General features: G+C 68.5%; 17 protein-coding genes and 1 pseudogene. 11 read left to right on the forward strand and 7 right to left on the reverse strand.

Going from position 1 to position 18,053, the window contains the following annotated elements:
• Both VKZ50_12490 and VKZ50_12495 read left to right on the forward strand, forming a co-directional pair.
• Positions 1-578: FAD-dependent oxidoreductase (locus VKZ50_12490; GenBank protein HLJ60537.1), on the forward strand; the 578-nt coding region annotated here is incomplete at its 5' end.
• A 242-nt stretch (positions 579-820) separates the two neighbouring features.
• Positions 821-2,277 (forward strand): annotated as a pseudogene (locus tag VKZ50_12495) (DASS family sodium-coupled anion symporter).
• A 115-nt stretch (positions 2,278-2,392) separates the two neighbouring features.
• On the opposite strand, the gene VKZ50_12500 reads toward VKZ50_12495, so the two are convergent.
• Positions 2,393-2,734 carry a cupin domain-containing protein gene (locus VKZ50_12500; protein ID HLJ60538.1) on the reverse strand — a complete coding sequence of 114 codons (342 nt, stop codon included), beginning with the start codon at positions 2,732-2,734 and terminating at the stop codon, positions 2,393-2,395.
• 603 nt (positions 2,735-3,337) lie between these two features.
• Here VKZ50_12500 and VKZ50_12505 point away from each other — a divergent pair.
• The 4 genes from VKZ50_12505 to VKZ50_12520 all read left to right on the forward strand — a co-directional run bounded on the left by VKZ50_12505 (position 3,338) and on the right by VKZ50_12520 (position 6,372).
• Entirely contained in the window at positions 3,338-4,141 is an 804-nt protein-coding gene (locus VKZ50_12505; GenBank protein HLJ60539.1) for a tetratricopeptide repeat protein, read from the forward strand.
• 120 nt (positions 4,142-4,261) lie between these two features.
• Positions 4,262-4,750: an 8-oxo-dGTP diphosphatase gene (locus VKZ50_12510; protein HLJ60540.1), complete on the forward strand. Its 489-nt coding sequence runs from the start codon at positions 4,262-4,264 to the stop codon at positions 4,748-4,750.
• Positions 4,751-4,807: 57 nt separating this feature from the next.
• A complete protein-coding gene (locus VKZ50_12515; GenBank protein HLJ60541.1) occupies positions 4,808-5,401 on the forward strand; it encodes a hypothetical protein in 594 nt (197 codons plus the stop codon).
• A 2-nt stretch (positions 5,402-5,403) separates the two neighbouring features.
• A complete protein-coding gene (locus VKZ50_12520) occupies positions 5,404-6,372 on the forward strand; it encodes a DNA glycosylase (GenBank protein ID HLJ60542.1) in 969 nt (322 codons plus the stop codon).
• Between the two features lie 14 nt (positions 6,373-6,386).
• Here VKZ50_12520 and selD read toward each other — a convergent pair whose 3' ends face one another.
• Both selD and VKZ50_12530 read right to left on the reverse strand, forming a co-directional pair.
• Complete coding sequence (gene selD / locus VKZ50_12525; protein HLJ60543.1) at positions 6,387-7,403, reverse strand: selenide, water dikinase SelD; 1,017 nt, start codon at positions 7,401-7,403, stop codon at positions 6,387-6,389.
• The gene (locus VKZ50_12530) at positions 7,383-7,535 is read right to left on the reverse strand and encodes a hypothetical protein (GenBank protein ID HLJ60544.1); all 153 of its coding nucleotides are present in this window, start codon (positions 7,533-7,535) and stop codon (positions 7,383-7,385) included. Before VKZ50_12530 ends, selD begins: the two co-directional genes overlap by 21 nt.
• 69 nt (positions 7,536-7,604) lie before the next feature.
• Between VKZ50_12530 and VKZ50_12535 the strand changes: the two genes are divergently transcribed.
• Together VKZ50_12535 and VKZ50_12540 are read left to right on the forward strand one after the other, a co-directional pair.
• The gene (locus tag VKZ50_12535) at positions 7,605-8,540 is read left to right on the forward strand and encodes a LysR family transcriptional regulator (GenBank protein HLJ60545.1); all 936 of its coding nucleotides are present in this window, start codon (positions 7,605-7,607) and stop codon (positions 8,538-8,540) included.
• 58 nt (positions 8,541-8,598) lie between these two features.
• Complete coding sequence (locus VKZ50_12540; protein HLJ60546.1) at positions 8,599-9,060, forward strand: dual specificity protein phosphatase; 462 nt, start codon at positions 8,599-8,601, stop codon at positions 9,058-9,060.
• Between the two features lie 61 nt (positions 9,061-9,121).
• On the opposite strand, the gene VKZ50_12545 is transcribed toward VKZ50_12540, so the two are convergent.
• The 3 genes from VKZ50_12545 to VKZ50_12555 are packed head-to-tail and all read right to left on the reverse strand — an operon-like array spanning position 9,122 to position 12,497.
• A complete protein-coding gene (locus tag VKZ50_12545; GenBank protein HLJ60547.1) occupies positions 9,122-10,672 on the reverse strand; it encodes an ABC transporter substrate-binding protein in 1,551 nt (516 codons plus the stop codon).
• A 21-nt stretch (positions 10,673-10,693) separates the two neighbouring features.
• Entirely contained in the window at positions 10,694-11,581 is an 888-nt protein-coding gene (locus VKZ50_12550; protein ID HLJ60548.1) for an ABC transporter permease, read from the reverse strand.
• Positions 11,547-12,497, reverse strand: a complete 951-nt coding sequence (locus tag VKZ50_12555; GenBank protein ID HLJ60549.1) for an ABC transporter permease — start codon at positions 12,495-12,497, stop codon at positions 11,547-11,549. Before VKZ50_12555 ends, VKZ50_12550 begins: the two co-directional genes overlap by 35 nt.
• A 461-nt stretch (positions 12,498-12,958) precedes the next feature.
• Between VKZ50_12555 and VKZ50_12560 the strand changes: the two genes are divergently transcribed.
• From VKZ50_12560 to serS, 3 genes are all read left to right on the forward strand, one after another.
• Complete coding sequence (locus tag VKZ50_12560) at positions 12,959-14,125, forward strand: alanine--glyoxylate aminotransferase family protein (protein HLJ60550.1); 1,167 nt, start codon at positions 12,959-12,961, stop codon at positions 14,123-14,125.
• An 11-nt stretch (positions 14,126-14,136) separates the two neighbouring features.
• The gene (gene serA, locus VKZ50_12565) at positions 14,137-15,714 is read left to right on the forward strand and encodes a phosphoglycerate dehydrogenase (protein HLJ60551.1); all 1,578 of its coding nucleotides are present in this window, start codon (positions 14,137-14,139) and stop codon (positions 15,712-15,714) included.
• 61 nt (positions 15,715-15,775) lie between these two features.
• Positions 15,776-17,062 carry a serine--tRNA ligase gene (gene serS, locus VKZ50_12570; GenBank protein HLJ60552.1) on the forward strand — a complete coding sequence of 429 codons (1,287 nt, stop codon included), beginning with the start codon at positions 15,776-15,778 and terminating at the stop codon, positions 17,060-17,062.
• A gap of 120 nt (positions 17,063-17,182) precedes the next feature.
• Here the strand turns inward: serS and VKZ50_12575 are convergent, their stop codons facing one another.
• The gene (locus tag VKZ50_12575; GenBank protein HLJ60553.1) at positions 17,183-17,440 is read right to left on the reverse strand and encodes a hypothetical protein; all 258 of its coding nucleotides are present in this window, start codon (positions 17,438-17,440) and stop codon (positions 17,183-17,185) included.
• Positions 17,441-18,053 lie beyond the last annotated feature (613 nt).

The raw sequence follows: 18,053 nt of genomic DNA on the forward strand, positions 1-18,053 counted from the left end.
CCCACATCACAAACGGCGCGTACCGCCTCCATCCGGCGGAATGGGCCGTGGGCGACGCGGCGGCGACCGTGGCGGTGTTTTGCCTGCGCGCCGGGGTGACGCCGCAGGCGCTCGCCGCCCGTGCCGATCTTCGCCGCAGGGTGCAGCTCTTGCTGCTCGACGAACAGATTCCCGTCTACTGGTACGACGATGTCCCGCTCCGGCACCCTGCGTTTGCGGCGACACAACTGCTCGCCGTCGAGCGCATCTGGGAGGGGAACGACGCAGACCTGCACTTCTCCCCCGACCTCGCGATGCGCACGGACGAAGGAAAACGGCGGATCGCCGCCGCGGCGGCGAGCATCCGCAAGTGGGGCGGGACCGCCGATCCGGAATCGGCCGCGTTGGAGCCGGCGCCCGAGGACGACGTTCTTCCGCTGCGCCGGGACGCGGCCGCCACCCTGATCGCGCTCAGCGTGCCCGGTGCCACCGCGCCCGAACCGGCCGCCGGGTCCGGGGCCATCACGCGGGCGGAACTTGCGATCTGGCTGGCCGACCTCGTACGCTCCGCAATCGAGCGCCACGCGCCGGCGTCCTGACCGGCGCCCGAGGACGCACCGCGCCACCCACAGTTTCCCATCCAGTCAGGGCCTCCACGCGCCCGCAGGCCGCGGGGCACGATCGGCCCGTGTATGCACTGCATGCCTGATTGGAGAATCGGTGGTCAACCCGATACCGAGGGGGAAGTCGGAGTGATAGATTTGGCGCGGCGGCTCCTGTGCCGTCCGGGCGAACGTGCGCACGCATCGGTCGCGCCCGCGCACCTAAGGGAGGTGGCGAGATGAAAGTCATCACCGCCGGGGCACCGCGTGCAATCCGAGAACATCCGGGCTTCAACTGGAAGCCGTTTCTGCCGGTGCTGCTGGCCCTGGCGATCGCGCTGATCGGACCGTTTCCCGGACTGACGCGCGCGGCTTGGCTCTACTTCGCGCTCTTCGCGGGCGTGATCGCCGCACTCATCCTCGAGCCGCTCCCCGGCGCTGCGGTCGGCCTGATCGGCGTCGGTCTCGCCACCGCGCTCGGCCTTATCCTCGGCCCGCGGCATCGATCACCTGGGGGCTATCGGGGTTTTCCGACACCACCGTCTGGCTGATCTTCGCAGCCTACATGGTGGCCCTCGGATATCAAAAGACCGGCCTTGGCCGGCGCATCGCGCTGTCCTTGGTCAAAGCGCTTGGCGGGCGGACCCTCGGGCTGGGATACGCGGTGGCCCTAAGCGACCTGGTGCTGGCCCCGTTCACCCCCTCGAACACCGCCCGCAGCGGCGGCACCATCTACCCCATCGTCGAGAGCATCCCCCCGTTGTACGGGTCGCTCCCGGGGCAGACGGCGCGAAGGATCGGGTCATACCTGATCTGGACGGCGCTGGCCACCACGTGCGTGACGAGCTCGATGTTCCTCACCGGCGTCGCGCCGAATTTGCTCGGCGTGGCGCTCGTGGCCAAGATGGCGAAGGTCAGTTTCAGTTGGGGCCAGTGGTTCATGGGATTCCTGCCGCTCGGAATCCTCCTGTTCCTCAGCGTGCCGCTTGTGATCTACTGGCTGTACCCTCCGGAGATCAAGCGCAGTGACAACGTGCCGGCCTGGGCCGCCAGCGAGCTGAAGAAGATCGGCCCTCTGACCGCGGGAGAGCTCAAGATGGCGGCGCTCGTGATTCTGGCGCTGACGCTCTGGATCGGCGGCGCGAGTTGGATCAACGCGACCGCCGTGGCGGTGGGGATCGTCGCGCTGATGATCGTGCTCGGGGTCATCTCGTGGGACGACGCATTGGGGAACCGGCAAGCGTGGAACGTGTTGATCTGGTTCGCCACGCTGGTCACCCTCGCCGACGGGCTCAGCCGGGTCGGTTTCCTCGCGTGGTTCGCGCACGGGGCGGCAGGGGTGTTGCACGGCGTGCCGATCATGACGTTCGTCCTGGCCTCGGTGGCGCTCTTCTTCCTGATGCACTACATGTTCGCGAGCATCACGGCGCACACGGCCGCGCTGCTCCCCGTGTTCCTGGTCGCGGCGGCGGGCGTCCCCGGCGTTCCGATCAAGTTGCTCGCCCTGGCGCTTCTGTACACCCTGGGCCTCATGGGAATCCTGACTCCTTATGCGACCGGTCCGGGGCCCATCTACTTCGGGAGCGGCTACATCAGCCGGAAAGACTTCTGGATTCTGGGGCTGATCTTCGGCGCGATCTTCCTGGCGGGCCTGCTGTTCATCGAGGTGCCCTATCTGTCGACGCTCTACCGCTAACACGAGAGAGAAGCGAACCTCGTTGATCAGAGGGACGCGGGCCGGCCGTCGGTAGCCGGGCTTGAGCGGGCGAGGGCCGTTGGTCCGGTCGTGCAGACGCAGGTCTGCGCGGCGTTCAGCCCCTTAGATATTCCTCCCGCAGCGGGTAGAAGACATCCAGCACCCGCGCGGGGCCGCCGGACGCACGGGCGGCGTGGCGCGTACCGCCCGGGATCACATAGGCATCCCCCGGCCGCAGCGCCCGCCGCTCCTCACCGATCTGCATCTCAATCTGCCCCTCGAGCACCACGCCCAGTTGCTCATGCGGGTGCGAGTGAAGGGCCACGGTGGAATCGGGCGACAAATCGACGCAGCTGATCATCACATGCGCTCCCGCGAGCGGACGCATGGTCACACCCTTCGCAATCTCCTTACCGGGCAGCGCGTTGAGCGACGTGAAGACGTACTCCGCAGCCATGGCATGCCTCCTTGCGACGGGCCTCGTGAGCCGTGCGAGCCCTGCGTCGGAAGGTTTCGCCCGCGTCGGGGACGTCCCTTCAAGAAGAGGAGGCCGCGGCACGACCGGACGGCGTCTCCGGGCGCTGCGGCCCGATCCTGGCGGCCCGTTGGCTCCTAAAGAGGAATTCGCCGGATTTTCTCGAAATGAGAGAGTTGACAACTTGTCGCGGAGGAGGTGAACGTGGTGGCACTCGTAGCGTTTCTCGCACTCATCGGCATCACATTGTGGGCAACCGGCCACCTCATCGTCCGCTGATCGCGACGCTGCAGCGGGACGCCGGTTTCTTTCGATGAGGGGGGTCACCCCCCTCATCGGTCTATCTGGAATGTTTGCGCCGGGGCCGTGCAGGGAAAACAAGCGGTTGAACCTAGTAGCCAGGGGGTGCCTTTCATGGTGTTTGTGTTGTTGGCGCTGCTGATTCTCGCGGCAACGGGGCACATGATCCTGCGCTAGCGGTGAAACGGCGGCCGGCCGCGAGGCTCGCGCCTGCGGCTTCCGCCTGAGCACGAACGGGGCGGTCATTCACTTCCCTTGAACCCGACAGCTGGGCGGTGCGGACACATGAGCGGCGTGCGATGGAAGGCGGTCCTATGGTTGACGGGCGTGCTCCTCGCGCTGGAAGGCGCGGCGCCGCTCTGGTCCGGGGCTCAGACCTCCCCGGGGTCGGCGACCGGTCAGGTGAATCAGGTCGAGTCGGTCACGCTGGCGCACGGGGTCAAGTCGGCGTCGGTGTTCGGATCGGGGCTGCTGACGCCCGTCGATCCCGCGACCACGTTCGTCAACACAGACGTACCGTATGCGATCGTCCGGATCAAAGCACTCGCGCCGGACACAACGGTCGCGCTGCGCCTCGCGGATCCGTCGGGATCCGCCTATGCGGTACAGGCCAAGATACCCGCCCATCGAGGGAACCCCAAGGACTTCGACTTCGCCGCCCCGTTGTACATCCTGGGCACGGACCTCGAGTCCCACACGGGAACCTGGCATGTTCAGATCCTGATCAACAACGCGCCCGCGAGCGACGTGACATTTCAGTGGCAGGCTGCAACCGCTGCGGAACTTGCGAAGCTCAAGGACACGGTGAACCAGTCTCCGCTCACCGCAGACCTGCACTGGCGCTATGGCGCCGCGCTCGGGCTGCTGGGCCACCTGTCGGAATCGATCACGGAGCTTCAGAACGCCATCCGCCTGGACCCCAACTACGCGCTGTACTACATCACGCTCGGACGCGTCTATGAACTGCAAAGCCGTGTCGCCGATGCGACGCAGCAATTTCAGAAGGCACTCAGCGTGCACGGCAGCTTCTACGATAGTGTGTTCGAGGGTTGGGCACGCGCCGGTCTCGTAAAGCTTCAGGCGCACTAGGGCCGTTCCATCGCGATGCACGGTTGGCTCCCTGGATCCGCGGCGTGCAGCGACACCCTGGGCTCGGGTGGCGTGCCGCGCCGATGCGCGTCGTCGGTGGAGCGCTAGGATCGCCGGGAGATGCCGGAGGGTAACCCCAGGGCAACGACCTACCTGCGGACGCTCTGCTTCATCCGGTACGGCGACCGCGTGCTTCTGCTCCAGCGTCGTCACCCGCCCAACCAGGGGCTGTACAACGCCCCCGGCGGCAAGATCGAGCGGGACGAAGATCCGTACGAAGCCTGTCTGCGCGAAGTCCACGAAGAGACGGGGTTCCACCTCCGCAAGATCAGGCTGCGCGCGCTGCTGACGGTGATCAGCCGGACGACCGGTGCCCAGTGGCTGTTGTTTGTGTTCGTGGGGGATCGGCCGGCGGGAGACCCCGACCCCATCGCGACGGACGAAGGGACGCTGCGGTGGGTGCCGCTGTCCGACATCGCCTCCCTGCCGGTGCCCGCGGACATTCCGCTGATTCTCCCCCACCTGTTCACCCCCGATCCCGGCATCCTGATCGGCAAGATCCACGCCGAGGACGACGTGCTCGTGGACTACGAGGTTCGAAACGCCTGACCCAAGACGGTCGGGCCGCGCGAAGGAGTTCCGGGCATCCAGGGACAACAGGATCGTATGCCCGAACAGGTCCTGGTCGTTCCGCGTGCTCGGCTGTTGCCGCACGGAGGGTTTCACGGATTCTGCCGCGAGGGACTCTCGGCGTACCTGACCACGATCGAGGGGTACGCGTTCTTCGCGCCAAGGGATCAGGTCGAAGAGGACGCGAGTCTCAAGCAGATCATCCCCTACGTGGTCCTCCGCCACGACGCGCGCATCTTTCTCGTCGAGCGCACGCGCGGCGGCTCCGAAGCGAGGCTGCGCGACAAACTCTCGATCGGCCTCGGCGGGCACATCAATCCCGGGGATGGCGACGGTGCGGCGGACCGGGTGGCGGCGGGGATGGAACGGGAGTTGACCGAGGAGGTCGACCTGCCCGCGGGATGGCGCGCCAAGCCGATCGGCCTCCTCAACGACGACGTCGAGGCCGTCGGACGCGTGCACTTCGGCCTCGTGTACGTGGCCGATCTTCCGTCACCGGACGTGCGCGTCCGCGAGACCTCCAAGCTCGCGGGCGCGTTTGCCACGCGCGAGGAGGTCCGCGCCGCGTACCCCCGCCTGGAATCGTGGTCGCAGTTCGTCGTAGACGGGGTGGATCTGCTGGAGGTCTAGGCATGCCCGCGTGGACGCTCGAGGCGGCCGGGGTCCACCTCCGGCGCACGCTCGACTCCGGGCAGGCGTTCCGATGGCGTTGGGAGACAAGGAACGGCGGCCCCGATGTGGCCACCGGGATCGTGGGCTCCCACCGGCTCCGCGTCACACAAGACGCTCGAGGCGTTCATCTGCTGGCGCCAGGCACCCCGACCGCGCGCGACGCGCTTGCGCGCTACCTGACGCTGCCGTCCCCGGACGCCACGCGTTCGGGCGGCGACGCACCCGGGCTGCACCGTATCGAAGCGCGCCTCGCCGCAGACGCCGTGCTCGCGCGCGTGCTGCCGCGTACGCACGGCATTGCGCTGCTGGTTCAGGACCCGTGGGAGGTCCTAATCTCGTTCATCGTCTCCCAGAACAACAACATCCCGAAGATCACCCGATCGATCGAAGGTCTCGCCCGCGCGCTCGGAGCACCCCTCGGCGACGGCGCCTACGCGTTTCCGTCACCGGCGCGGCTCGCCGCGTCGCACCCGGCGACGCTCCGCGCCTGCCACCTCGGCTATCGAGCACCCTACGTGCGCGAGGCGGCGCGGCGTGTGGCGGAGGGGCGGCTCGATCTCGACCGGCTCCGGCGCATACCCGAGGCCGAGGCGCGCGAGGCGCTGCGCGAACTCCCCGGCATCGGCGACAAAGTGGCCGACTGCGTCCTGCTGTTCGCGCTTGGCCACGTCACGACGTTCCCGGTCGATGTGTGGGTCCGGCGCGCAGTGGAGCGGCTGTACTTCGGCGGCCGGCCGAGACCGTTGCGGGAGATCCGCGCGTTCGCACGAGATCGCTTCGGCCCGCTCGCGGGCTACGCCCAGCAGCACCTGTTCGTGTACGCGCGCACGCATCTCAGGAATCCCCGCGGGCGCGACACCGTCGCGGTCACCGCGCCCGCAGGCGCTTCCGGGCGAGCGCGGGCCCGCCCGGGCCGATCGCGGGCGTGAGCGCGCGTCCACCCTCACCGCGCGGTAACGGTGATCTCGCCGAGCCCCGGCCCCGTGATCTCGCCGACGACGGCGGCCAAGGTCCCCCGCTCGCGCAACGCTCCACACAGCCGCTCGAGACGGTCCCCAGGCACCGCGATCAGCAGGCCGCCCGAGGTTTGCGCGTCGCACACGATGACCTGCGCGTCCTCGGCGACACCGTCCCAGACGACGGCCTCTTCGAGCGCGGCCCGGTTACGCTCCGTCCCGCCCGGGATCGTCCGCTGCCGGACCAGCGTCCAGGCCTCTTCGAGCACGGGAACCGCCGAGAGGCGGAGGTGCGCGCGCACCGCGGCCGCGCGCGTCATCTCGTGGAGGTGTCCGAGCAGTCCAAACCCCGTCACGTCTGTCGCGGCGGACACGCCGGTCGCGACCATCGCGTCCGCCGCGGCCCGGTTCAGCGTGGCCATGATGCGAATCACCTCGTCGGCCGTCTCGCGCGACGTGCGGCCCTGTTTGATTCCGGTGGTGATCACGCCCATCCCGAGCGGCTTCGTGAGGACCAGGATGTCCCCGGGGCGCGCGGACGCATTGGTCACGACGCGGTCTGGGTGCACAAACCCGGTCACCGCGAGCCCATACTTCGGCTCGGGATCGTCGATCGTGTGCCCGCCGATCACGGTGACGCCGGCCTCGGAGCACTTGTCCGCGCCGCCGCGGAGGATCTCTCCGAGGACATCCAGGGGCAGCGCCGTCCTCGGGAACGCCGCGATGTTAAGCGCGAGGCGCGGAACCGCACCCATCGCGTATACGTCGCTGAGTGCGTTGGCGGCGGCAATCGCGCCGAACCAGTAGGGCTCGTCCACCACGGGCGTGAACACGTCCACGGTCTCGACGAGGGCGAGTTCGGGCGTAAGCCGATACACCCCCGCGTCGTCCGCGGTGTTGGTACCCACGAGGACGGCAGGGTCGGTGATCGGTGGCAGGTGGCGCAACACGTGCGCCAGGTCCGTCGGACTCAGTTTGGATGCTCAGCCGGCGCAGGCCACCATGCTAGTGAGCCTGATCCGGTCGCGCTCGGTCATCGCGTCCTCCCCGTCCGCGCCTCCCGCGCCCGCGGATCCTGACCGCGGGGGCGCCGTCGTGTCCTCATTGTAGCACCGGCGCCGGCGGCGGGGCCGCATGATGAATGCCCCTCCTCATCGGCGCAGGCCCCTGTTATAGTGAGTGGTAGCACATGTGGGAGAACCGCCATGGCGATCAACCTCCACCAACTCAAAATCTTTCACACCGTGGCCAGATCCGGCAGCTTCTCGCGCGCGGCGGCTGAACTGAAAATCAGCCAGCCGTCCGTGAGCATCCAGGTCGGAGATCTAGAGCGCCAGTTCGGCGTCGAGCTCTTCGAGCAGGCGGGGAAGGCCGCCCGGATGACCGAAGCGGGCCGGATCCTCGATGCCTATGCCGGCCGGATCCTGGCGCTCATCGACGAGACGCGCGGCGCGATCGACGAGGTCAAGGGCCTCCGCCGGGGTCGACTCCTGATCGGCGCGACGTCGACGCCCGGGGCCTACCTGCTGCCAGGACTGTTGAGTCGGTTCCGCGAGCAGTACGCGCACGTCGAATTGGGCCTGCGGATCGCCGGGACGCGGCGCATCCAGGAGATGCTGCTGCAGCGCGAGTTGGACCTCGGCGTTGTGGGCGGACACGTCACCCAGCGGGACGTCGAGGCCGTGCCGATCGCCACCGACGAGCTGGTGCTGATCACGGCACCCGGCCATCGGTTCGCGTCGATGCCGTCGGTGGCGACCCCGGACCTCGCCGGCGAGCCGTTCATTCTGCGCGAACGCGGATCCGGCACCCGCGAGGTCGTGGACGAGGCGCTGCATCGTGTCGGCGCCCACCTCACGCCCGCGATGGAACTCGAAGGCGCGGAGATGGTCAAACAAGCCGTGGCCGCCAATCTGGGCGTGTCGATCCTCTCGCGGTGGGCGGTGGCGATCGACGTCGCCGCGGGCCGTCTCTGCATCGCACCGATCGACGGGGTACGGATCACGCGAGAGATTCTGCTCGTCTACCATCGGGACCGCCGCCTGCCGCATCTCGCCCGCGCATTCGCCGAGATGGTGGCACCGGCCTGGCACGCCCCCGCCTCGTCGGGCGCTGCCCCTCCCGCGGCGGGTCGCGCGTAGCCGGCGCCCGCGCCGGCCGCGCCGCGCACCGACACACTCCAGCGAGAGGGGGAGTTTCATGGAGATCTTTGAGATCCTCAAGGACCGCCTGTATCAAAGCGGCGCGCCGGAGGAAGCGGCCGAGTGGGCGTCGATTCACGCCCTCGGCATCGATACGGTCGTCGACCTCTTCGGGACGCTGGACCCCGGCGTGCCGACGGAACCCAACTCGATCCTCTACATCTTCTGGCCGATCGCGGACCATGCGGAGCTCCCCGATCTCACGATCCTGAACGTCCTGGTTGACACCGTGGTGCGCCTCATTCAACTGAACCACAAGATACTCGTCCACTGCCACCGCGGCAAAAGCCGCTCGGGACTCATCAACGCGCTTGTGGCCATGAAGATCTTCGGGATCACCGGCGCGGAGGCCGTCGACCTCGTGCGGCGCCAGCGGCCGGGGGCGCTCGCCAACCCCGTGTTTGCGGCCTATCTCGAGGCGCTCCCCGCGCCGGCTCGATCCGCGACGCCGACGACGTGACGGGCCGTCCTCACGCCTGATCGGCCCGCCCGCGCCCGGTGACGTGTGCCCGCAGGGCGCGCTATTTCTCGGTCATCCAGGTCGTCCGCAGACCGATGTACGACGTGTTGAGGTAGTGCTGATAGCCGTGCACGTTTCGCCGCGCCGCCTCGTACTGCGTCGAGTGGAACAGGAACACCATCGGGACGGTGTCCTGGAGCCGCAGCTGGGCCTGATCGTACAGCGCCCGACGCTTTGAGTCGACGGCCACGAGGCGCGCCTGCTCGACGAGCTTGTCGAACTGCGCGTCGGAATAGCCCTCAAAGTTGCTGCCGGCGCCCGTATGGAAGTTGTTGTAGAGGAAGTCGTCGGGATCGGTCTGGCCGGACGTCCCGAGAATCGTGAGCGTGAAGTGCTTCTGGAACACGGTCGGGAGATAGACGCTCCAATCCGCCGCGACGATCTTGGTCCGGATGCCGATCTTGGCGAGTTGCGCCTGAATGAGCTCGGCCGGCGTCCGGAGAAAATCGTACGTACTGGTCACGTACAGGTCCGCGTCCAGCCCGTTCGGGAACCCGGCCTCCGCCATCAAGCGCTTCGCGCGGTCGAGATCGACCTTGTCGTACACGTTCTTCCTCAGCGCGTAGTAGTTCCCGGGCGGGATCGCGGTGCCGGTGGCGACGACGCCGCCCACGCCGAACAGCGCGGTGTCCACGATCTCCTTGCGGTTGATCGCCCACGCCATCGCCTGACGGACCTTCACGTTGTTGAAGGGCGCGACCGTGTTGTTGATGTAGAGACCGCGGAAGTTGGCAGAGAGCCCCCCGATCACCTCGACGTTCGGATCGGCCCGTAGGCTCTGCACGTCCGACGAGGGCACGTACTCGATCCAGTCCACGTTCCCCGTCCGGAGCGCCGTCGAGCGGGCGACCGCGTCAGGATAGAATACGAACTCGATGCGGTCGATGTAGGGGAGGCGCCGCCCGGTCGCGTCGGTGCCCCAAAAGTCGCCGCTCCGCACCAGGATCATGCGCTGCTGTGGAGTATACCCGACGAACCGGAACGGCCCCGTCCCCACGGGTTCCTTGTTGAGGTCCCCGTCCCGCTCCACGATCTCGTGGGGCACGATCACGTTCGTGGACAGGGCCAGCTTGGCCAGGAGCGGCGAGAACGGCTGCTTGAGCCGAATCGCAACGGTGAGCGGCCCCGCAACCGTGACGGTGTCGATGATCGCGAAGTCCGACGCGCGCGGCGATTTCGTTTTCGGATCGCGGATACGGTTCAGCGAGTACACGACGTCGTCCGCGGTCATCGACCGGCCGTTGTGAAACTTCACGTTCGGCCGAAGATGAAAGGTCCAGGTCAACCCGTCCGTCGAGGTCGTCCACGACGCGGCCAAGCTGGGAAGAACGTGCAGCGATGGGTCGACCGTCACGAGGGTGTCGTAGACGTTCTCCATCATGTTCCGCGTCGCCGTCGCGGTCGTCGTGTGCGGGTCCAGCCCGACGGGGTCGGTCTGCATCCCCGCGCGCAGCGTGCCCCCGTACCGCGGCCCCGGCGCCTGCGCGAGCGCGGCCGGCAGAACCAGGAACAGTACCATGCTGACCACCACGAGCCACCGCATCGTCCGCATCCTGTACCTCCCCTGATCGATCTATCCGATCCCGTGCAGGTGCGGGTCCAACGCGTCCCGCACGCCGTCACCCAGCAGGTTGAACCCCAGCACCGTCATCGTGATCGCGAGGCCGGGCCCCATCGCCGGCCACACGCTGAACTGCATCACGGCGCGCCCCTCCGCGACCATCTGCCCCCAACTCGGCGCCGGCGGCTGCGTGCCGAGTCCCAGGAACGACAGGGCCGCCTCCGCCAGGATCGCAAACGCGAGTCGCAGCGTGCTCTCGACGATGAGCGGCGCCGCCGCGTTCGGTAGGATGTGACGCCGCAGGATGCGGGCGTCCCCGGCGCCGACCGCCCGCGCGGCGTCGACGTACTCCTCGTGGCGCACGGTCAACACGGCGGCCCGCGCGACGCGCGCCATCGGCGCCGCGTACACGACGGCGATCGCGATCACCACGTTCCAGAACCCACCGCCCAGAAACGCCAGCAGCGCGATCGCGAGCAGAATCGCGGGAAACGCGAGCACGACGTCCGACACGCGCATCACCGCGGCATCGAACGTCCGACCCCAGTAGCCGCACAGCGCCCCGAGGGTCCCGCCGCTGAGGAGCGCAAAGCCGACGGAAAACACGCCCACCCCAAGCGAGATCCGACCGCCGTACAGCACGCGCGCGAAGATGTCCCGCCCGTACAGGTCGGTTCCGAACAGATGCGCCGCGCTCGGCGCCTGCAGGCGCAACGCGGGCGCGACCTGGATGGGATCGTAGCGCGTGAGCACCGGAGCGCCGAGCGCACCGGCGACGACCAGCCCGAGCAACACGACCCCCACCCGCGCGCCGACGTGCCGCACGACGCGCGTGCCAAGGCCGCGCAGGCGCCCGGCGACGACGTTAGCCGTAGCGGACGCGAGGGTCGAGGAAACCATAGAAGACGTCCACGCAGAGATTGACGAACACAAACGACAGCGCGATCGCCAGCACCGCGCCCTGGATGACCGGGTAGTCGCGGAGGTTGATCCCTTCGAGCGCGTACCGGCCGATTCCCGGCAGGCTGAAGATCTGCTCGATGATCACCGCTCCGCCGAGCAGCGTCCCGAATTGGAGACCGATCACGGTGACCACGGGAATCAGCGCGTTCCGCAGTGCGTGCCACAGGATCACGCGCGGCTCGTCCAGGCCCTTCGCCCGCGCGGTCCTGACGTACGAGCGCGTCAGCACCTCCAGGAGACTGCTGCGCACGATGCGGGCGATTGCCGCCGCAAGCGCAAGGCCGAGAGATACCGCGGGCAGCACCATGTGCGTGAGGTTGGCGCCGACCCCGTCGCTGGGCGCGTAGTACCCGGTCGGCGGGAGCCAGCCGAGGCGCAGCGAGAAGAGCAGGATCAACAGCACGGCCAGCCAAAACGACGGCACCGACAGACCGAGCAGCACGAAGATGTTCGCGAGATAGTCGCCGGCGCGCCCGCGTTGGAGGGCTGCGGCAATGCCGGTCGGAATGCCGATCACGAGGGCGACCCCGAGCCCGAGGCAGGACAGCTCGATCGTGACCGGAAACCGGTGAGCGAGCTCCGGACCGACCGGCAGCCCCGTGCGCAGCGACTTCCCCAAGTCGCCTTCCGCGACGCCGGCGAGGTACGCGGCCAACTGCGCGGCCAGCGGTCGGTCGAGGCCGAACATCCGCCGGAGTTCTGCGACGCGCTGGGGGGAGATCGACGCTTCCAGGCTGACCATCTGCGTCACGACATCCCCAGGCACAAGCCGGATCAACAGAAACACAGCGACGAGCACGCCGAACGCCGTTGGAACCGCGAGGGCCATGCGGCGAAGCAGGTAGGCGCCCAGGGGAACTCCTCTCCGACGGCCGCAGCCCCCAACGTCGAGGAGCTGGGCGCTCGATGCCCGCCACCTTTCTTCGGCACGAAAGCGGGGTCCTGCTGCGCCGGTCCGGGCGCCTGCGCCAACCGAGGCCGTCCCGTTGACGTTCCTCGGACGATAATGCTATGATGCCCCGAGCAGGGCGATGACGGAGACGCGTCGGCCCGTGCCGCTCCCCAAGAGAGCCGGTGGCGGTGGAACCCGGCGGAGACGGACGGACGGCATCCACTCTCGAGCCGCGGTCGGATCGCGCGGTGGCACGCGCGTGAAGGAACTGCCGGGTACGCCCGTTACCGCGATCAAGCGCCGGACCGCCTGTGCGGGGTCCGGAAATGGAGTGGCACCGCGAGCGTTCTCGCCTCCGTATGGCGAGAGCGTTTTTTGTTTGTGTCGGATCGCACCTGAGACGCGTGACGAGGAGGAGAGCGATGGCCCAAACCAACCTGCTGCTGATTCCCGGCCCCACCCCACTGCCGCCCGAGGTGCTGCGGGCCATGGACCGGCAGATGACCAACCACCGCGGCCCGGCGTTCGGCCGGCTGATGGGCGAAACGATGGATGGTCTAAAGGAGATCTTCCAGACCAAAAACGACATCATCCCGCTCGTCTCCTCCGGGACGGGCGGTCTCGAGGCGACGGTCACGAACTTCCTGTCGGCGGGCGACCGCGTGCTCTCGATCAACAACGGCTCCTTCTGCGAGCGGTTCGCCGCCATCGCGGAGCGCTACGGGGCCCGCGTCGACCGCGTCACCGCTGAATGGGGCCACCCCGTGCCGCTCGACGCGATCAGCGAGCGCATCCGGGGGGACGCCAAGCGCGAATATCGCGCGGTGCTAGTCACCCAGAGCGAAACGAGCACCGGCGTCCACAACGATGTGCGGGCGATCCGCGGGGCCCTCGGTGACCACCCCGCGCTCCTGGTGGTCGACGCCGTCAGCAGCCTCGGGGCCATTCCCCTCGAGACCGACGCCTGGGGCGTCGACGTCGTCGTCACGGGGTCGCAGAAGGCCCTGATGAGTCCGCCGGGCATGGCCTTCGTGAGCGTGAGCGACCGCGCCTGGACGGCGGCCGAGCGGTCCACCACGCCGCGGTTCTACCTCGATCTGGGCCGCGGTCGGACGGCGGTTCACGATCGCGTCCCTTCCACGCCGTTCACCACCGCCATGACGGTCGCCTATGCGGTGCACGCGGCGGTCGGGCTGATCCTCCACGAGGGCCTGCCCCAAGTTTTCGAGCGACACCGGCGGATGGCGCGGATGGTCCGAGCCGGCGTTCGGGGCATGGGCCTCGCCCCGCTCGTCGAGGACGCGTACGCCGTCAACTCGGTGACCCCCGTGCTGATGCCGGAGAACGTGGACGGCAAGGCCGTGGTGGCGCGCGCCCGCGACGCCTACGACGTGCTGCTTGGAGCCGGGATCGGACGCTTGGATCGCAGCACCGTGCGGATCGGCCACCTCGGATACACAAAGACGGAGTGGCTGCTCACCGGTCTCGAGACGCTCGGCCGCTCCCTCGGCGATGTGGGCCACCCGGTCGCGACCGAAGCCGGCGTGGCCGCGGCGCGGCTCGCGCTCGAGACCGCGCCGCAGCGGTAACGACCGGTTCCATGCGCGTTCTTGTTGCCGACGGGCTGGCGGAGGAAGGCCTGAACCGGCTACGTGACGCCGGGGAGGTCGTGGTGCACCGCGGGCTGTCGGAGGATGAGCTGTGCGGCCTCCTCCCGGAGGCCGAGGCGGTCGTCGTGCGGAGCCGCACGCGCGTCACGTCGCGCGCGCTCCGCGACGCCGGCCGTCTCCGAGTGATCGCCCGCGCCGGTGTTGGCGTGGACAACATCGACGTGGACGCGGCGACCCGCCGGGGCATCCTCGTCCTGAACACGCCGGACAGCAGCACGACCGCCGCGGCCGAGCACACCCTGGCGATGGTGCTGTCGTTGGTGCGGCGCATCCCCCAGGCGCACGCCTCGTTGGCCGCCGGAGAGTGGGCGCGCGACAAGTTCCTCGGCATCGAACTGGCGGGTAAGACGCTTGGCGTCGCCGGTCTCGGGAAGATCGGCAGCGAGGTCGCGCGGCGCGCCCGCGCGTTTCAGATGCGCGTCCTCGCCTACGACCCGTACGTCACCGAGGAACGCGCGCGGCGTCTGGACGTGGAACTCGCGCCCTGGGACGCGGTTCTTCGGGAGAGCGACATCCTCACACTCCACGTGCCGCTGCGGTCGGACACCACGGCCCTGATCGGCCCCGGTGAGCTTGCGATCATGAAACCCGGGGCGCGGCTCGTGAACTGCGCGCGTGGGGGCCTCGTGGACGAAACCGCACTCCTCGACGCCCTGAACCGCGGGGCGATCGCCGGGGCCGCGCTCGACGTGTTCGAGGAGGAACCCCCCCGACCCGGGCACCCCCTGATCGGCCACCCCCGCGTCGTCGCCACACCCCACCTCGGCGGGTCCACCGTCGAGGCCCAGCGGCTGATTGCCGTGGAGATCGCGGACCAGGTGCTGGCGGCCCTCAACGGCGCGCCGGTGCGCGGAGCGGTCAACGCGCCGGCCCTCGGCACGGAGGTGTGGCAGCGGCTTGATCCGTTCATGCGGCTGACCGACACCCTCGGCAGCCTCACCCAACAGCTCGTAGAAGGCCAGGTCGCCGCCGTGTCCCTCAGCTACGAAGGAGAGGTCGCGCAGTTGCAGACGGATCCGCTGACGGCGGCGTTTCTCGTCGGGTTGCTCCGCCACGTGTCCGACGAGCCGGTCAATCCGGTGAACGCGGTCGTCGTGGCCAAGGAGCGCGGCCTGCGGGTCAGCGAGTCACGCACGGACCTGTGCGAGGACTTCGCGAGCCAGGTCCTGGCGGAGATCCAGACCTCGCACGGAACATTCCACATCGGCGGCACACTCTTCGGACATCGGGAACCGAAGATCACGCAGCTCAACGGCTGGGAGCTCGACCTCGCGCCGGCACCGGAGATGCTGTTCGTCTGGAACGCAGACCGGCCGGGCATGATCGGCCGAGTCGGGACCATCCTCGGCCGCCACCGCGTCAACATCGCCAACATGCACGTGGGTCGCCGGAACGCTGGCGGCGAGGCGGTGATGGTGTTGACGCTGGACGCGCCACCCCCTGCGGCGGCGGTCGAAGAGATGACCACTGCCGACGGCATCACCGCAGTGAGGCACGTGCGCCTGTGAGACCCTGGACCGTCGGCCGGGCGCACGGTCGACGCCCACGGCGGACGACGAGGACACGCCGATGATCGATCTGAAGCTGCTGCGCGAGCAACCCGACTTGTTTCGCGCGTCGATGCGAAAACGGGGGTTGGACCCGGGGGCGATCGACGAAGTGCTGGCGCTCGACAAGCGGCGCCGAGAAACCCTCGCCCGTGTGGAAGGGCTCCGTGCCCGACAGAAGCGCGCCTCCGATGAGATCCGTCGCCTTGCGGACCCGGAGCGGACGGCGCGGCTCGAGGAGCTGCGGCGCCTGGCCGCCGAGATCAAGGCGGAGGAACCTGCGCTCAACAGTGCCGAGCGCGAGCTGACCGCAGCGCTGCGCACCATCCCCAACCCGCCCCATGCGTCCGTACCGGAGGGCGGCGCCGACGCCGGCCAAACCATCCGGACGGTGGGCATGCCGCCGGCGTTTCCGTTCACCGCGCGGGACCACGTCGAACTCGGCACCCTCCTCGACATCCTCGACGTGGAGCGCAGCGCCAAGACCTCTGGGTCTCGATTCTTCTTTCTGCGGCGCGACGGAGCACTGTTGCAGCTCGCGCTGATCCGCTACGCGGTCGACCAGCTATCGACCGAGGGGTTCGTGCCGACGATCACGCCGGTGCTCGTTCGCCGGGAGAACCTGCTCGGGATGATGGGCGGCGCGCAACTCGACGACCAGATGGTGTACCGTGTGGAGGGAGAAGATCTCGCGTTGACGGGTACGTCGGAAATGGCCCTCGGGACGATGCACGCCGGGGAGGTGCTGGAGGAAACCCAGTTACCGGTCCGGCTCTGCGGCATCTCGACGTGCTTTCGCCGGGAGTCCGGCGCGCACGGCAAGGACACCCGCGGCATCTTCCGGGTACATCAGTTCGACAAGGTGGAGATGTTCTCGTACTGTCACCCCGACCGCTCCTGGGACGAACAGGAGTTCCTCCTGAGCCTCGAGGAGCGCCTCTGGCAGTCGCTCGACCTCCCGTACCGCGTCGTGAACATCGCCGCGGGCGACCTCGGCGATCCGGCGGCACGCAAGTTCGACATCGAGACGTGGATGCCCGGGCGGAACGGCTACGGGGAGACGCAGTCGTGCAGCAACTGCACGGATTTCCAGGCGCGCGCGGTCAACGTCCGCTTCCGGCGGCGAGACCGGACCGGCACGGAGTTCGTGCATACCCTGAACGGCACGGCCGTCGCCGTCCCGCGAACGATCGTGGCGATTCTGGAGAACTATCAGCAGGCGGACGGCAGCGTGACAATCCCGGAACCGCTCGTTCCGTACATGGGCGGGCTCAAACAGATCCGGCCGCGCGACACGACGGCCAGGTGAGGAACGGGCGCAGGGACCCGGCGTCAGCGACGCCGGGTAGCTTCTGCACAGCCGCTTCCGACGCCCGCCCCGGCCGGTCCGTGCGACGGGCGCGGCGCGTTCCAGGCGCCGGCCCGAAGGTTACGACGAGACCGACACCCCTTGCACACCTTCGATGTCGGCCAGCCTGCGATCGAGGTCGCGCATCCGCCGGCGATACTCGATCTCGACGGCGACGGCTTCCTGCACGTAGCTGAGGATCGGCCCCTCGGCGGACTGCGGCTTGTCGCGCTCCAGCGTCCAGATCAGGTCGGTGAGGCTGTGTACCAACTCCTTCAACTGCACACGAATCCCTCCCCTTGGGGTTTCGCGTTGGCCGTCCCAGACCACATCGGCCATCGCGGACGTCTCGGGCCCACGCTCCGGTAAGTGAAGCGTGAGAGAGACTCCCCCGTCGGGGCGGTGGCGTCCTTCGATCAAAGCGAGTAATTCAGCACTGCCATCCGATCGGTACTCATCGACCGAAAGATAGAACGCCACTCCCTCTCGGCGTTCCGCAAACTCCGGCCCGACGACCTGTCGCCCCACCGCCTCCCAGAACGCGCACGCGCCCCACATCGCGCCGAACTCCAGTGCGGCCGGGCCGAGATACGTGGGAACGCCCAGGCGATCGAATACCGCGTCGTCACGGGAAAGAGACGGGTCCCCGTGGGCCGGGAGGCCAGCCACGAGGCCCGCCCGCACAGAACGGGCGAGATCTGCACGCGTCACAATTGATCGTCTCACGGGGCGCCACGCCGCACGATGACTCACGCGCCTCACGGCGGCGCATCACGTCATTGCACGCCGGTTGGCGAGTTCCTGCTCCACCTCCCGCAGCCGAGGCGCCGCACGTGTGTCGAGTGAACGATTCGGTCGTCGGATCTGGACGAGGGGTTTCGACCTGGCGCGCGGCGGTGGCGCACCCGAGCGCCGCGGCATGCATCGCATTCTTGATCGGCAGTTGATTCGA

It is taken from the genome of bacterium, assembly GCA_035295165.1.
In the GTDB taxonomy this organism is placed as follows: domain Bacteria; phylum Sysuimicrobiota; class Sysuimicrobiia; order Sysuimicrobiales; family Segetimicrobiaceae; genus JAJPIA01.

What these genes read in the sequence shown, in the direction of transcription:
- VKZ50_12500 (HLJ60538.1), bottom strand. Translation starts at nt 2,734, where the DNA reads ATGGCTGCGGAGTACGTCTTCACGTCGCTCAACGCGCTGCCCGGTAAG.
- VKZ50_12505 (HLJ60539.1), top strand. Translation starts at nt 3,338, where the DNA reads ATGAGCGGCGTGCGATGGAAGGCGGTCCTATGGTTGACGGGCGTGCTC.
- VKZ50_12510 (HLJ60540.1), top strand. Translation starts at nt 4,262, where the DNA reads ATGCCGGAGGGTAACCCCAGGGCAACGACCTACCTGCGGACGCTCTGC.
- VKZ50_12515 (HLJ60541.1), top strand. Translation starts at nt 4,808, where the DNA reads ATGCCCGAACAGGTCCTGGTCGTTCCGCGTGCTCGGCTGTTGCCGCAC.
- VKZ50_12520 (HLJ60542.1), top strand. Translation starts at nt 5,404, where the DNA reads ATGCCCGCGTGGACGCTCGAGGCGGCCGGGGTCCACCTCCGGCGCACG.
- VKZ50_12530 (HLJ60544.1), bottom strand. Translation starts at nt 7,535, where the DNA reads ATGCGGCCCCGCCGCCGGCGCCGGTGCTACAATGAGGACACGACGGCG.
- VKZ50_12535 (HLJ60545.1), top strand. Translation starts at nt 7,605, where the DNA reads ATGGCGATCAACCTCCACCAACTCAAAATCTTTCACACCGTGGCCAGA.
- VKZ50_12540 (HLJ60546.1), top strand. Translation starts at nt 8,599, where the DNA reads ATGGAGATCTTTGAGATCCTCAAGGACCGCCTGTATCAAAGCGGCGCG.
- VKZ50_12545 (HLJ60547.1), bottom strand. Translation starts at nt 10,672, where the DNA reads ATGCGGACGATGCGGTGGCTCGTGGTGGTCAGCATGGTACTGTTCCTG.
- VKZ50_12550 (HLJ60548.1), bottom strand. Translation starts at nt 11,581, where the DNA reads ATGGTTTCCTCGACCCTCGCGTCCGCTACGGCTAACGTCGTCGCCGGG.
- VKZ50_12560 (HLJ60550.1), top strand. Translation starts at nt 12,959, where the DNA reads ATGGCCCAAACCAACCTGCTGCTGATTCCCGGCCCCACCCCACTGCCG.
- serA (HLJ60551.1), top strand. Translation starts at nt 14,137, where the DNA reads ATGCGCGTTCTTGTTGCCGACGGGCTGGCGGAGGAAGGCCTGAACCGG.
- serS (HLJ60552.1), top strand. Translation starts at nt 15,776, where the DNA reads ATGATCGATCTGAAGCTGCTGCGCGAGCAACCCGACTTGTTTCGCGCG.
- VKZ50_12575 (HLJ60553.1), bottom strand. Translation starts at nt 17,440, where the DNA reads ATGGCCGATGTGGTCTGGGACGGCCAACGCGAAACCCCAAGGGGAGGG.